This window comes from Acinetobacter sp. UBA3106 (genome assembly GCA_002365595.1).
Taxonomy (GTDB): domain Bacteria; phylum Pseudomonadota; class Gammaproteobacteria; order Pseudomonadales; family Moraxellaceae; genus Acinetobacter.
Genome location: DFAM01000023.1, coordinates 40286 through 55524, shown reverse-complemented (window position 1 = coordinate 55524; position 15239 = coordinate 40286). Strand labels below are relative to the sequence as shown.

12 protein-coding genes are annotated in these 15239 nt (G+C 45.1%); 5 read left to right on the top strand and 7 right to left on the bottom strand.

Features of this window, described 5'->3' with window-relative positions; all coding sequences use genetic code 11:
• The 4 genes from B4C48_RS12685 to cysM form a co-directional block, all read right to left on the bottom strand.
• A partial coding sequence (locus tag B4C48_RS12685) for a RelA/SpoT family protein (RefSeq protein WP_291357068.1) occupies window positions 1–2192 on the bottom strand: 2192 nt, incomplete at its 3' end.
• A gap of 29 nt (window positions 2193–2221) precedes the next feature.
• Window positions 2222–3613 carry a 23S rRNA (uracil(1939)-C(5))-methyltransferase RlmD gene (rlmD, locus tag B4C48_RS12680; RefSeq protein WP_291357066.1) on the bottom strand — a complete coding sequence of 464 codons (1392 nt, stop codon included), beginning with the start codon at window positions 3611–3613 and terminating at the stop codon, window positions 2222–2224.
• Between the two features lie 6 nt (window positions 3614–3619).
• Window positions 3620–4441, bottom strand: coding sequence for a 3'-5' exonuclease (locus tag B4C48_RS12675; RefSeq protein WP_291357065.1), 822 nt, complete (start codon window positions 4439–4441; stop codon window positions 3620–3622).
• 19 nt (window positions 4442–4460) lie between these two features.
• The gene (cysM, locus tag B4C48_RS12670) at window positions 4461–5381 is read right to left on the bottom strand and encodes a cysteine synthase CysM (RefSeq protein WP_291357063.1); all 921 of its coding nucleotides are present in this window, start codon (window positions 5379–5381) and stop codon (window positions 4461–4463) included.
• Between the two features lie 153 nt (window positions 5382–5534).
• Here cysM and B4C48_RS12665 point away from each other — a divergent pair, with 153 nt between their 5' ends.
• The 5 genes from B4C48_RS12665 (at window position 5535) to rsfS (ending at window position 11475) form a co-directional block, all read left to right on the top strand.
• Window positions 5535–8345, top strand: coding sequence for a GacS-like sensor histidine kinase (locus B4C48_RS12665; protein ID WP_291357061.1), 2811 nt, complete (start codon window positions 5535–5537; stop codon window positions 8343–8345).
• Window positions 8346–8473: 128 nt separating this feature from the next.
• Window positions 8474–9262 carry a crotonase/enoyl-CoA hydratase family protein gene (locus tag B4C48_RS12660; RefSeq protein WP_291357059.1) on the top strand — a complete coding sequence of 263 codons (789 nt, stop codon included), beginning with the start codon at window positions 8474–8476 and terminating at the stop codon, window positions 9260–9262.
• Between the two features lie 36 nt (window positions 9263–9298).
• Complete coding sequence (locus tag B4C48_RS12655; RefSeq protein ID WP_291357057.1) at window positions 9299–10165, top strand: NAD(P)-dependent oxidoreductase; 867 nt, start codon at window positions 9299–9301, stop codon at window positions 10163–10165.
• Between the two features lie 36 nt (window positions 10166–10201).
• The gene (locus tag B4C48_RS12650; RefSeq protein WP_291357055.1) at window positions 10202–10996 is read left to right on the top strand and encodes a hydroxypyruvate isomerase family protein; all 795 of its coding nucleotides are present in this window, start codon (window positions 10202–10204) and stop codon (window positions 10994–10996) included.
• Between the two features lie 77 nt (window positions 10997–11073).
• On the top strand, window positions 11074–11475 hold the full coding sequence (gene rsfS / locus B4C48_RS12645) for a ribosome silencing factor (RefSeq protein WP_092820286.1): 402 nt from the start codon (window positions 11074–11076) through the stop codon (window positions 11473–11475).
• A gap of 108 nt (window positions 11476–11583) precedes the next feature.
• Here rsfS and B4C48_RS12640 read toward each other — a convergent pair whose 3' ends face one another.
• The 3 genes from B4C48_RS12640 to B4C48_RS12630 form a co-directional block, all read right to left on the bottom strand.
• Window positions 11584–12192 carry a hypothetical protein gene (locus tag B4C48_RS12640; RefSeq protein WP_291357053.1) on the bottom strand — a complete coding sequence of 203 codons (609 nt, stop codon included), beginning with the start codon at window positions 12190–12192 and terminating at the stop codon, window positions 11584–11586.
• Between the two features lie 21 nt (window positions 12193–12213).
• Entirely contained in the window at window positions 12214–13548 is a 1335-nt protein-coding gene (locus B4C48_RS12635; protein WP_291357051.1) for an ammonium transporter, read from the bottom strand.
• 348 nt (window positions 13549–13896) lie between these two features.
• The gene (locus B4C48_RS12630; RefSeq protein ID WP_291357048.1) at window positions 13897–15195 is read right to left on the bottom strand and encodes an MFS transporter; all 1299 of its coding nucleotides are present in this window, start codon (window positions 15193–15195) and stop codon (window positions 13897–13899) included.
• Window positions 15196–15239 lie beyond the last annotated feature (44 nt).

Below are 15239 nucleotides of genomic sequence, written 5' to 3'. Positions count from 1 at the left end.
GCAATACCATCCGATTCGGAAATGGTATTTACCTGACGGATATTGATCTGATCCGAGAAAATCACCTGAGTCAGATCTTTCAGCAGACCACGGCGGTCATACGCTTCCACCACAATTTGCACGCTTTGACCACGGGTCGGCTGCATTTCCCAGTCCGCTTCGACGGCACGTTCAGGTTCGTGAGAAATCATGCGCACATAATCCGGACAGGTCACCTTATGAATGCTGACACCACGATTCAGGGTAATATATCCGCCAATCGACTCGCCATGCACCGGCTGGCAACATTGTGCAATATGCAATTCCACGTTATCCAAACCGTCAATTAAAATTCCGTGTGCAGACAATGTATGGCTGGCACGCGGATTTAAAGTCGGTTTCAGCACCAGTTCAGGTTCATCCTGACCGATATGCATATGGCGATTAACCTGATTAATCAAGGCATGCAGGCTGATATCACCATTCACCAGACCAATCAGAATATCTTCACCCAGTTTGACATTGAAATGATTGCAATAGTCATTTAAATCAATACTTTTGGGATGAATTGCCAGGCGTGAAAGTTCTTTGTTTAGAATTTCACGGCCCACTTCCAGATTTTTACTGCGGTCTTGCTGTCTAAACCAGTGACGCAACTTATCGCGCGCCCGGGCGGTTTTAATATAGCCGAGTGAATTCACCAACCAGTCACGATTTGGCTCGCGATCTTTCTTGGTCAGGATTTCAACCTGCTCACCGGTTTTCAGCGTATAAGTCAACGGTACATAACGCTGGTTGACCCGTGCCGCATAACACTTGTTACCTACTTCGGTATGCACATGATAGGCAAAGTCCAACACCGTTGAACCGCGCGGTAATTCTTTAATATCCCCATCACGGCTAAATACATAAATCTTTTCAAAGCCTTCAAAATCTTGAATCTGTTCAAAATTTTCGGTTTCATCTTCTGATTTATGCGCGCTGGCATCATTACGTTCCTGATAATGTTCCAGTACGGCGCGCAATGAATGCAAACGATGATTGAAGGAATGATCGGTATTTTTTGCGCCTTCCTTATAGTTGAAGTGCGAACATACCCCAAGCTCAGCCTCTTCATGCATATCCATGGTACGGATTTGTACTTCCAGCGACTTGTTCTCGGCAATGACCGCCGTATGCAATGAGCGGTAACCATTGGCTTTAGGATTGGTAATGTAATCGTCAAACTGATGCGGAATATGGCGCCAGATTTGATGCACTATGCCTAAAGAGTGATAGCATTCCGGCACGCTTTTTACCAATACCCGCACTGCACGAATATCGTAAAGCTGGTCAAAGCTCAGGTCCTTGCTTTTCATTTTCCGATAAATCGAATAAATGTGCTTCACCCGTCCGGTAATTTCGGCTTCAATCCCGTAGCTGCCTAATTCACTTTTCAGCTTATCAATCACGAACTGAATATACTGCTCGCGCTCAAGACGCTTTTCATTGAGTAGCGAGGCAATTTCTTTATAGCGTTCTGGGGCCAGATAGCGAAAAGCTAAATCTTCCAGTTCCCATTTAAGCTGGGCAATCCCTAAACGATGCGCCAAAGGCGAATAAATAGTGAGAATTTCACGCGCCACCCGTTCCTGACGCTCGCGGGACGCTTTGGTCAGCTCACGCAAGGCATAGGTACGTTCTGCCAGCTTGATTAGCACCACGCGGACATCTTCGGTCACAGCAATCAACATTTTGTAAATGCCGCTTAAATGTTCACGCTGGTTATTGTTAAAGTGGTCTTCCAGACGTTTGTTTTTTTCAATCAGCTCGGAAAGCTTACCCATCGCCAGTGTGCCTTGCACCAGGCCATAGACTTGCTCACCAAAATGTTCCTGTACTTCTTCCAGCGTCATTACGCCTTCACGCACACTCCGGTACAGCATTGCGGCAGACAAGGTCGCTTCATCGACATGCAGATGTGCCAAAATATCGGCCATTTCAATACCGGTATAAAAGGTATTCGAGCGATGATTAACCGTGGTTTGCAATTCTTTCTGTAAAGTTAAATGCGCAACATCTTCGAGTTGTTTTAGCGCCGTATCATCTAATATGCCACGAACCCGATTTAACCATTCAGCCAAATCATGTCGAGCTTGTTCGGCATGTTCTACAGTCGCTTCCTCTGACAGCTCATTGAGACGTCCAGGAAGTTGCTCACGTACTGTGACCATACCCTACTCCTACTTTTTTACACTTCATATTATAAATCGTTTATTTCGTTGTATTTTTCGAATAAGGCAATAGATTCAACATGTCCAGTATGAGTGAACATATCCATTACCCCAGCCTTTTTTAATCGATAACCATGTTTGGCCAGCACACCCGCATCTCGCGCCAGTGTTGCAGGATTACATGATACATAAACGATTCTTTTTGCACCAAATTTGGGCACATAATACATTACTTCCTCCGCCCCGGAGCGTGGAGGATCAATCAATAATGCATCAAATCCCTGATTTGCCCAAGAATGATGCGAAAAGTCTTTTGTTAAATCTTGTGAATAAAATTCAACCTGAGTCATGTGGTTTTTTTCAGCATTTTCAGCCCCACGTTGAACCATTTCTTCACTTCCTTCCACCGCAATCACTTTTCCGCTTTCACCGACACAGCGAGCCAGCGGTAAAGAAAAATTACCTAAACCACAAAACAGGTCGAGCACACGCTCCCCTTTCTGCAATTGAAGCAAATCACATGCCAGCTTCACCATTTGCGGATTAATGGTGGAATTGACCTGGGTAAAATCCAGCGGATTAAAACCAAACTCCACCTTAAATTTATCCAGTGCATAATGCAAACGCATGGCAGCTGTCGGATCGTCCACACGATGCAAACTGTCTGCACCTGCTGGCTGCAAATACAATTGCCACTCTTTGTTTAACGCAAACTGTTTTAATCGGTTGACATCATCTACAGATAATTTTTCAGTATGACGCACCACCAGAGCAATCTCATGATCACCCATGGCCAATTCTATATGACCAATCGCGGCTTTGGCTGTTAGACTTTGGAGTAACTGTTTCAGTGCAGTGATGGAGCCAAACTCCCGATCCAGCACCATACAGCGGTCAATCGAGGTCAGTTTATTGCTTTGATGCTCTCGAAAACCGACCACCAGCTTGTCTTTGCCTGGAATATAACGCACCCCAATCCGGGCTTTACGGCGGTAATCCTCACGCTCTGAACGTAAGGGTTCCAGCCATTGCTCGGGTTGAATTCCGGCAAAATGTTCTAAATGTGACTTTAAGACATCTTGCTTTAAGCGAATCTGTTCATCTTGCTGGATATGCTGCATATTGCATCCACCACAAATACCGAAATGCGGGCATGGCGGTTGAACACGCAAATGCGAGGCTTCACTCAGCACATCCAAGCAATCCGCCTCTTCCAGGCGTTTGACCACATTGGTAATTTGCGCTTTGACAGTCTCTCCCGGCAAGGCATAGCGAATAAACACTTTTTTACCTTGCTTGTCACTCGGATGATCAGGATGTGATCCATAGTGTGCTATCCCCCGTCCCTCATGTGAAAGTGACTCAACCTGAAAAGTGTAAATCGGATGTTGAGCTGGACGTGGCTTGGGTCTATGTTTCATGAATACCTAGAGTGTGGGAGAGATAAAATCTGTAGCGGTAAATTCGGTATGTTGTGAATTTTCACGCCATACCTGAAGAAAATCTGCGTGTTGGGGTTGATGTTGTAAATACTGAATGGTAGCTTGAATCCAGTAACGGTGATCTTCAGTCAATAACTGACCTTTAAGCAATAACCAGCGTAAATAGATCAGCCAGGTATTCAGCACATCGCCTTCACAGTAGCTGGTCAACTGTGACCACTGTTGTGAACGGACATATTCCGGAACATGGTAAGCACCATCACCGCGCTTGCCCGGAAAACCGAGTAAGTGTGCAACATCATCCAGCTTCTGGAAGTGACGACCATTAAACATGGCCATGACATCCATTAAATCGACATGGCGCTGGTGGTAGCGGTTCTGGTAATTATTATAGCGCTTTTGCTGATTAATTTCGCCCTGATCAAACAAACTGGGTGCAGACAGGCCATGATACATGGCACGGAACAGAATCACCGGCAAATCAAACTGTGAACCATTCCAGCTGACTAGAGTCGGATGACGCTTGTCAAAAATGGACAGGAATCGAGTTAAAATTTCCGCTTCGTTATACTGTTCGCGGCTAAATGAAAATAGTTTCATCGCCCCGTTTTCATCAATCCATAGCCCAGAAATACAGACAATTTCATGCAGTGGCAAACGCTGAAAATCCATGCCCGATTCCTGACGGCGCAATTTTGTCAGTGCCTGCTCCAGATCTGCTTCGGGTAAATCCAGATGATATAAATGCGCACCTGACTTCAAGTCAGTCAGAGTTTCTATATCAAAAATCAAGACAGGTAAGCGCATTTCATCTCACAGTTTTTAATTATTCAGGGTCTACTACAGAGAATAAACCGGTAGACAGATAACGGTCACCACGGTCACAGATGATGCAGACAATCACCGCACCCGGATTTTCTTCAGCGAGTTTGATCGATGCCCAAACAGCACCACCCGATGAAGTCCCCGCACTGATGCCTTCTTTGCGTGCCAATTGACGTGCAGTTTTTTCCGCTTCAATTTGCGGAATATCCATAATCCGGTCAACGCGTTTCGGATCGAAAATGGTTGGCAGATATTCTTGCGGCCAGCGACGGATACCGGCAATATTTGAACCTTCAGAAGGTTGTAAACCAACAATCTGAATATCCGGATTCTGCTCTTTTAAGTATTTGGAAATCCCCATAATCGTGCCAGTGGTTCCCATGGAACTGACGAAATGGGTAATCTTACCGCCGGTTTGCTGCCAGATTTCTGGACCAGTGGTCAGATAGTGGGCTTCAACATTGTCCGGGTTGCCAAACTGGTTCAAGACCAGTCCTTTCCCTTCTTTTTCCATTTGCAGCGCTATATCACGCGCCTGTTCCATATTTTCCGACTCGATTAGTTCAGCTCCGTAAGCGCGCATGGCATCTTTACGTTCCTGACTTGAACCTGCAGGCATAATGAGTTTCATTTTATAGCCACGCATAGCAGCGACCATGGCTAAGGCAATTCCTGTATTTCCGCTGGTCGCTTCAATCAATGTATCGCCTGGCTTGATTTGCCCGCGTTTTTCAGCTTGCATAATCATGTTGTACGCTGGGCGGTCTTTTACCGAACCTGCAGGATTGTTTCCTTCAAGTTTAGCCAATACTGTTGCTTGAGTGTGACTTGCCAGACGCTGTAAACGCACCAGAGGCGTTTTACCTACATAGTGGTCTAACAAAAATTCGTCTGCTTGAAAATCAGGGGTGGTATTACTCATTATTTGCACCTATATCGAGGTGCCCCTATTGTATGAAAAAATGCTTCCTCCTGCACCCATTTAGCAGGCTTTTTATTGAAAGTGATTAAAGCACAGCCGATTTTTTATAAAGCGTGCTAAACTGCGGTGCATAGGGAATTAACTGCTTTAACCATGTCAAATATCAATAAAAAGTTATTTAAGCGTTTACATTTAAATCATGCTTATGGACAACTCATCGCCATGATTTTTGTCCCCATTATGGTTTTGGCATGTGTGGGAGCATTACTGGTTTTATCCGAAACTTCGAATGCCTCACGTGCACAGCAGCGTCAAATGGCCATTGCCATTGCAGCCCGTTATCAGCTTACCGCCGAAGCTGCGGTTGATCTTTTAAATCGTTATCCCTGGCAGTATGATCAGGCCCGTAACACCTTACAGGTCATGCTGAATGAAAAGCATTTAATTCGAGCTGCCATTATCGACCTAAAAGGCCGCAACCGCCTAAGTATCGGCTTTCAGGATCAAGATCCATGGCCTGTAATTAATGCTAAAACATCTTTTGTCGGGCCTATTCTGTTTAATAAAAATAATGTTTATGCCCTGAAGATTAACGAGCATTCATCTATACCTGCATGGCTGGTGATTGAACTGGATAACCAGCCTTTAGAAATTGCTCATTACCGGGTCATGATTGTACTGATTGCAACCGGTCTGTTGACCTTATTACTACTGTTACTGTGCCTGAATTTCTATTCACGGCGCTGGATTGCACCAATGTATGAAATCCGGATGCAGTTACAACGCCTGAATGCTGACACCCTAGATCAGCACATGGTGATTAATAGTACCGGTGAATTACGACTGCTACAGCGCGATATTGCCAATGTGGTGAAACGCCTGCACTTCAGCTTTTTAGAACTAAAAGAACATACCGAACAGACTGAAGATGATTTACGCCGTACTCTAGATACTCTGGAAGTTCAAAACATTACCTATCGCCAAGCCCGTGACCAGGCCATTTCAGCCAACCAGTCCAAGTCGGTGTTCTTGGCCAATATCAGTCATGAATTGCGGACTCCGCTGAACAGTATTGATGGCTTTATTCATTTATTGCTGCGCCAAGGTAATTTGAGCAACGAGCAAAGCTTGTATTTACAAACCATTCGTAAATCATCTGCGCATTTGCTGGCTTTGATTAACGATGTACTGGATTTTTCCAAGATTGATGCCGGCAAACTGGAACTGGAAACCGCACCCTTTGATCTGGAAGAAGCCATTTTCGATGTCATGGACATGCTCTCGCCTTTGGCCGCACAGAAACATATCGATATGGCATTTTATTATGCCGATAATGTGCCAACCCAAGTCGTTGGCGATGCACTGCGCTTCAAGCAAATTCTGACCAACCTGATTTCAAATGCCATCAAATTCACCCCCGATGGTGAAATTATTGTCCGCGCCCGGATGGAACATGATGATATCGGACAATGCCTGTTGCACTTTAGCGTGCAGGACAGTGGTATTGGCCTGAGTGGTACAGACCGGAAAAAACTGTTTGAATCCTTCTCGCAAGGCGATGCTTCGGTGACGCGTCAGTTTGGCGGTACAGGCTTAGGTTTGGCCATTTCCAAACAGCTGGTGCATTTGATGCAAGGGCAAATCGGCTTTGAAGACAATCAGGAACGCGCTCCGACCGAAAAAGGCTCCACCTTCTGGTTTACCGCCATGTTTGTGGTCGATGAAGACATTGAAATTGTGCATCCGCACTTTGAACAGATGCAGGTGGTTTCTTACCTAGCCCATCCTGCGACAGCCAACATTCTGCGCCATTATCTGGAAAATTATGGTGTGCATCATGTCGAGACCAGCTCGATTCTGGACCTGTTCAGTCAGCTGAATAAAATCCCGAAAAGTGATGAAAATACCTGGCTGATTGTCGATCATAGTGGCGATGGTGAAGCGCTACTGAAAGAAATCCGGAACCGCTACCACGGCAATATTGCAGTGTATGGCTATCAGATGGCGCTTGATCCAAACATGCTGAACGAGTACCGTGCACGTCCTCTGTATCAACCCTTAAGCCGTAGCGCCTTGATCCAGCTACTCAGCAATCAGCCTGTTTTCGAGCAGGATGTGCATGAAGAGTTTAATGGACAAGGTCTGCATGTGCTGGCGGTGGATGACCACCTGCCGAATCTGATTGTTCTGGAAGCACTACTTGCTGAACTGAATGTCACCACCACCAAGGCTTTAAGTGGTCAGGAAGCGATTGAAATTATTCAGCAGCGCATCGAACAGGAATTGCCGGCATTTGATGTGGTATTTATGGATATTCAAATGCCGGTAATGTCCGGTATTGATACCACCCGCGCCATTCGCTCGCTAGAATCCACTTTAGAAAACCATAAGCGCTTGCCAATTATTGCCTTGACCGCACATGCGCTGGCCGATGAAAAGCAAAAACTGTTGCAGGTCGGCATGGATGATTACGTCACCAAACCGATTCAGATGGAACAGATTATCCAGATTCTGACCCACTGGACCTCGGAAAGCTTTAAGAAAGCCAAAAGTGTAGAGCAATCCATTATGATTGAAGCCCTCGATCCAAATATTCTGGACTGGCAACAAAGCCTGCAACTGGCAGCCAATAAAGAAGATCTGGCTCTCGATCTACTGAAAATGCTCACGGACAGCTTCCCGACAGAGCTGGATGAAATGCAGCAATTGATTGAGATGGAAGATTTCCCACAACTGGAACATGTGCTGCATCGCTTATATGGCGCAACTCGTTATGTGGGTGTTCCTCATCTACAGGAGGTCGCGGGTGGATTTGAACAGTTTATTTCTTCTTTACGTAAAGAACGTCGTAAAGCGGATGAAGCCTTTATTCAGGAAACCCTGCAACGCTTTGATGAATTGCAGTCGGTCATTCAGCAGGTGGAACAGGCTTCACAGCAAATTTTAAACAAACAAAGTATCTGATCATGGTCTAGCCGAGTTTTCGAAGTCACGTCTATGTTTAGATGTGACTCTGCTGTCATGTATCGTGGCATGTATCAGAGAAATACCCATGTTATGCTCAAAACAATAGAAAAATACAGGTCTACCTCATGGCATTACTTCGCATAGAAAAAAACAATGGCATCGCAACCGTTTCTTTAAACCGCCCAGAAAAACGTAACGCCATGAGCTTTGCTTTATTGCGCGAACTGGTCAATGCAGCCAAACAAATTAAAAAAGACCGTTCCATCCGCTGTGTCATTTTAACTGGCGAAGCGCATGTGTTTAGTGCGGGAATTGATCTGGCCGATTTAAACGCACCGAAAAATACCGCTTATGCCGCTTGGGAATTGCTTAAACCGGGACAAAGCCTGTTTCAAAAAGCCTTTTTAATCTGGCAGGAACTGCCTGTTCCGGTGATTGCGGCAATTGAAGGCTATTGCCTGGGTGCAGGGATGCAACTGGCTCTGGCTGCGGATATCCGTATTGCCCACCCAGACACCAAAATGTCGATTATGGAAAGCCGTTGGGGGCTGGTTCCGGACATGGGACTCACCCGTTCCATTAAAGGCATTATTAATGTTGACCTGGCCAAAGAACTCACCCTGACAGGGCGTATTTTTGATGCCAACTATGCCAAAGAAATTGGTTTAGTAACGCATCTAGATGCATCACCGATCAGCAAAGCCCAAGCGATTGCAGAAGAGATGTTGCAACGTTCTCCAGATGCGTTGGCGGCGGCTAAACAGGTTCTTGATGCCATGGAACATGCACCGAGCAAATCGTTACGCCTAGAGAAAATCTGGCAACTGAAATTACTGTTAGGCAAAAACAGTAAATTGGCGCGTAAAAAAGACAAAAACCCGGAAGTTCAGTTTTTACCGCGTCAATATAAGTAAAATAGAGCCATAACAGGATCGTTCAGAGAAAAACATATGAGTTTTGATCGTAATACAAAAATTGCATTCCTCGGCATGGGACTGATGGGTAGCCGTATGGCCACCCGACTGATTCAGGCTGGCTTTGAAGTCGCTGTCTGGAACCGTACAGCCTCCGCCTGCGATGTGCTGATTGATATGGGTGCTAGCGCTTTAAACCTGCAAGAGATTGCAAACTATCCTGTTATTTTAACCTGTCTGGCAGATGATACTGCCGTACAAAATGTTTTTGACCAAATCCAGAACCATGTGCAAGCTGGACAAGTGCTTGTGGATTTCTCCAGTCTGTCTGTGGATAAAACCAAAGCCTTGGCACAGCAAGCTCACACCCGGAAAGTCCAGTGGATTGACTCGCCTGTTTCGGGGGGTACGGCAGGTGCGGAACACGGAACCTTGGTGATTTTTGCCGGTGGCGACATGCAAACCATTCAGGATTTAACACTGATTTATAATGTCTTATCACAACGTGTGACGCGTATGGGTGAAACGGGTACCGGACAAGCAACCAAAATTTGCAATCAGCTGATTGTTGCAGCCAATAGCACCTTAATTGCCGAAGCAGTCGCTTTGGCTGGAAAAGCCGGTGTCGATACCACCCTGCTGGCTCCTGCGCTTGCCGGTGGTTTTGCCGACTCGAAACCGTTTCAGATTTTAACCCCGCGTATGGCAACCCATACTTTTGAGCCAGTGCAATGGAAGGTGCAAACCCTGTCCAAAGACCTGAATAATGCCGTGCAGCTGGCCGAGCAGTTCAATTTGAATATTCCTGTCGCAAAACAGGCACTTTCGCAATTGAAAACCCATCAAAATAAAGGCTATGCTGAGGCTGATCTGGCGACCGTGATTCAACTTGTTGAATCTTGAGCAGAGCATTTTCTTTAGCAGGCAAGGAGTAAAAGCATGATTAAGCTGGCGGTAAATTTATCCATGATTTTTACTGAAGTGCCTTTAATTGAGCGTTTTGCTCTGGCGTATGCGCATGGATTTCAGCATGTTGAAATTCAGTTTCCTTATGAGCTCAGCATCGAACAGATTCAGACCCAGCTCACCCTGCATGATCTGAGCCTGTGCCTAATCAATGTACCCGCAGGTGATTTAATGCAGGGCGGCAATGGTTTGGCGGGCGTACCGGGTCAAGAAATTGAATTTCATCGTGCGCTGGAACAGTCGATTCAATATGCCACAGCGTTGAATGTACCGAGTGTCAATATTTTGGCTGGCAAGCAACCGCTGGATGCCGATTTATTGCCTTGCTTGAATACACTGGCAAAAAATTTAAAACTGGCGTGTTCAATGTTTGCTGCACATAATATTCAACCGGTGTTTGAAATGATTAATGGCACCGATATGCCGCGCTTTCTGGTGCAAAACATTGCCCAGGCCCAAGAAATGCTGGAAGCCGTACGCCACCCTGCGCTAAAAATGCAATATGACTGCTATCACATGGCAATGATGGGTGAAGATGTGCTGCAAGCGCTTCAAGAAAATATCCACGATATTGGACACATCCAGTTTGCAGACTGTCCAGGGCGGCATGAACCGGATACGGCACAAATTCATTATGCAGAAATTTTTCAGTGGTTAAACCAAAGTCCTTATACTGGCTTCACTGCCGCGGAATATAAGCCACAGGCGCATTCCAGCCATTCTTTTGCCTGGAAAGATAAATATTTTGTAAAACATCCACAAAGTTAAATTATGAACTGATTTGAAATTCAGCACCAAAACCGCTATATTACACGATGAGATATTGTCTGGAAATTAAACCTTTTATGAATTTAGAACCATCGCCCAGCGCTTCTAATTCTCTCGAACACGCAATGAATGCTCATGCTAAAGATGTACAAGCTTGCTTAAAAGTTGTACATGAAGCCCTCTTAGATGTAAAAGCAAAAGATATTTTAGAACTTGATGTCAGCTCGATCAGCAACGTGGCAGATGCCATGGTGATTGCAAGCGGTACATCAACCCGTCACATTAAAGCCCTCGCAGACAATGTTGCTGAAGAAGCACGTAAAGCGGGTTTCCGCCCTCTTGGCGTTGAAGGCGAACGTGATGCTGAATGGATCCTCATCGATCTCGGTTTTGTCGTGGTTCATGTCATGCTTCCAACAGCGCGTAAATTTTACGACCTGGAAAGCTTATGGCGCGCTACACCAGAATCTGTAGCTTAAAAAATTAAAGTAAAAAAGCGACCTTCAGGTCGCTTTTTTTGTGCTGCTGTTTTTTCAAATACTCTAGCCTAATTAAGCTGAGCATTTATCTGATCAGAGTAGTTCGAACTATAATAAATAGTGTAAATCTACAGATGGATATTTGTTCTTAATGTCCATTTTCACCCGAGCATAGACCTGATCGGCCTTGGTGGGTCCATAGAATTCACAATAGCATTCATACAGCGCGGTAATCACCTGAGCATAACTGGTTAAAGCTAAAGATTCTATAAAAGCAGCCTCATTCAGATTTGCAGATGCCTGAATCGCAATGCCCATGGCTTGTAAATGCTTTTTAACTTCAGCATTGAAATCATTCAGATCAGCTGCCGCCACGGTCTTGACTACCGTATTGATCAAATCAAAAAAAGCCTCCGTACAATCGGCTGAAACCGGCTCTTCGGTTTGTACTTTCGGCTTGCTATCCAGTAGCACCTGTTTTTCAACTGCTGACATTTCACATAATACCTGCTTCAGCATTTCCTTACGCAGAAAGCGTAATTCATCGGTATTGCAAATGTCACTCATAAAACGGTTGAGCACAAATGAGGGTTTATCTCCATACTCCTGTTCCCAGTAACTCAAGACTCCTTCCAATACCGTCCCTTGCAAATAATGACTTAAACCGCGCTCAATCGCCTGTTTCTTTTGCATTACACTGAGTAATTCATTTGGCATAGCAAAACTCCCCTTTTTGGTTTAGTGGCGTTTGGTAATATCATCTGTTTCAAAAGTCACATCACGCTGAAATTCAGGATAAGACAGCTCGGCATGTTCGGTATAATCCAGGCCACGTTGTTCATGTTGCGTGCTGACACGTAAGCCACCCAACATTTTTTCCAGCACTTTAAAGGTAATCAACGCGATTCCGAATCCCCAGGCAAATGCTGCCAGTACACCTAAAACCTGAATAGACACAATTTGCGAGTTGAACATATCGGCTTCAAAAAACAGGCCGGCAGCGACTGTTCCCCACGCCCCGCAAAAACCATGTACGGTAACTGCATCCACCACATCGTCCAGTTTTAATTTTTCTATTAACGCAGGTAAGGTACTCACCAGTAACCCGGCTATGGCACCGGTAATAACTGCAAAGAGTGGCGACATGGTGGCACAACCCGCCGTAATCCCCACCAAGCCACCCAATGACGCATTGATAGTGGTCTTCATAAGGATCGCCTTGCCACGAATTAAGGCATACAGCATATAAGCTACTGCACCGGCACAGGCCGACAGATGGGTATTTAAGGCAATACGGCCAATACTGACACTGGCATTTACAGTCGATGCCGCATTAAAACCGAACCAGGCAAACCACAGGATAAAACCACCCAAGGCCACCAAGGGTAAGTTATGTCCGGCTAAAAAATGGCTTTGCCCATTACGGCCAAAGCGCCCCAAGCGCGGACCCAAAACAATAATTCCGGCCAAAGCCACCCACCCCCCAATGGAATGCACCACGGTCGAACCGGCAAAGTCGATAAATCCTAATGCTTTCAACCAGCCTGCTCCATCAAAAATACTGCCCCATGCCCAACTGCCAAAAACAGGATAAATCAGGCCACTGACCACGGCAGCACTTACAATATAGGCGACAAAATGAATGCGCTCTGCCATGGCACCACTGGCAATTGTGGTTGCTGTAGCAGCAAACATCATTTGAAAGAACAGCAAGTTCCAATGCCAGCCATCCATTTCATTGGGTGCAAAATGACTGGTGCCAATCCAGCCTGAAGAGTTCACGCCGAACATGAGTCCAAATCCCACCAGCCAGAAGACCAATCCTCCAAGACAAGCATCCATATAATTTTTCATTAACACGTTAACGGTATTCTTGCTGCGTACAGAACCACTTTCCACCATTGCAAAACCGGCCTGCATCAAGAAGACCAAAATCCCGCCGATGACCACCCAGACGCTGTCGAGTGATAAACGTATTTCTTGAATATTGGCTGTATTTGTCGCAGTTTCACTTGCAAATGCAGGTAATGAACATACGCAGAACAGCACCACTAGACACTTTATTATTTTCATGAACAGTCCCCTAAAACTCATGTTCAAAAATGCAAAACAAATGCCAATTTCTCGGGATATATTTTTTATTTTAAATAGGCTAAGAAACACGCTTAACTTAAGAGACGTGGAGTTTTTGAAACCACAAAGAAATTCTACTTTTTAAATGAATAATAAAAATAAATTGTTAAATGGTACTTCATAATGCATAGCAGCCACATGTTTGGTCAATATTGCACCAAAGCAGTTAAAATATGGGCTGAGACCTTATATCTTGCTTCATTATTTTGCATCCATCCTCTATTGAAAAATCATCTATTCTAAAAAATAAAAACCACCCGAAGGTGGTTGTTATGAAGATAGAAGACCTTAAGCTTCCGTTTGCTGATATACCGTCTTTTTATTCGGCAAACGTTTGCATAAATACAAACTTGCCAACAGGCTACAGGTCGCAGCAAACATTAACCAGACTGCCGGCATACTTACATTTCCTGTTTGCTCAATCAGGAAGGTACTCATCATAGGCGTCACCCCACCAAACAATGCGGTTGCCAAACTGAAGGCCAAAGAGAAACCGACCGTTTTTACGCGTACAGGCATAGATTCTGCCAGTGTGGCAACCATACTGCCGTTGTACATTCCAAAGAAGAATGAAAAATACAACAATACAATGATCAGGTTAGTAAAGGTCGTATTGTGTACCAACCAATTTAAGGCTGGATAAGCGGTAAAAATAGCAAGAATGGTGATGCTTAATAATACCGGACGACGCCCAATACGGTCTGAAATCCAGCCACCAATCGGTAACCAAAGAAAATTGGATAAACCCACAATGACCGCAGCAAGCAAGCTGTCGGTGGTCGATAAGTCCAACTCTCGTTTAGCGTAAATTGGGGTGTAAACTGTAATGAAGTAGAACGTGGTCGTGGTCATTGCACTCATCAGCATACCTGCAATTACCACTCTCCAATTGCTGACCATGGTCTGGAAAATTTCTTTGCCGGTTGGATGGGTTTTCTGTGCTTTAAATGCTTCTGTTTCTTCCAGAGTACGACGCAGGAGGAAAATCAGTGGAATGATTAAACAGCCCACAAGGAATGGAATCCGCCAGCCCCAGTCACTTACCTGCTCCGGTGTCAGCATCATGTTAATGGAATAACCGAGCAAGGCTGCGAACACTACCGCAATTTGCTGACTACCCGACTGGAAACTGGTAATAAAACCACGGTTCTTGTCTGTTGAAATCTCCGCCAGATAGATAGATACCCCTCCCATTTCTACCCCGGCCGAGAAACCTTGTAACAGGCGCCCCACCACCACTAGAATAGGGGCAATAATCCCGATCTGGTCATACGCTGGAACAAAGGTAATCAAGATGGTGCCTAAAGCCATTAAGCTCAAAGTCACAATCAAACCTTTACGACGTCCCACTTTATCCACATAGGCACCGAGAAAGATGGCACCCAGAGGACGCATTAGAAACCCGGCTGCAAAGACTGTAAATGTCATCATCAATGAAACATATTCATTTTCCAAGTGAAAGAACTTTGCTGCGATATACGTCGCATAGAACCCGAACAGGAAAAAATCATACTGTTCTAGAAAATTGCCGCTGGTCACATTCAGAATCTTTCTAAATGTTCCGCTTTTTGTATTTTGTACAGTCATATCGAACCTCCCTGGTCATAAGATCAAGTCGAAATACAAATTAA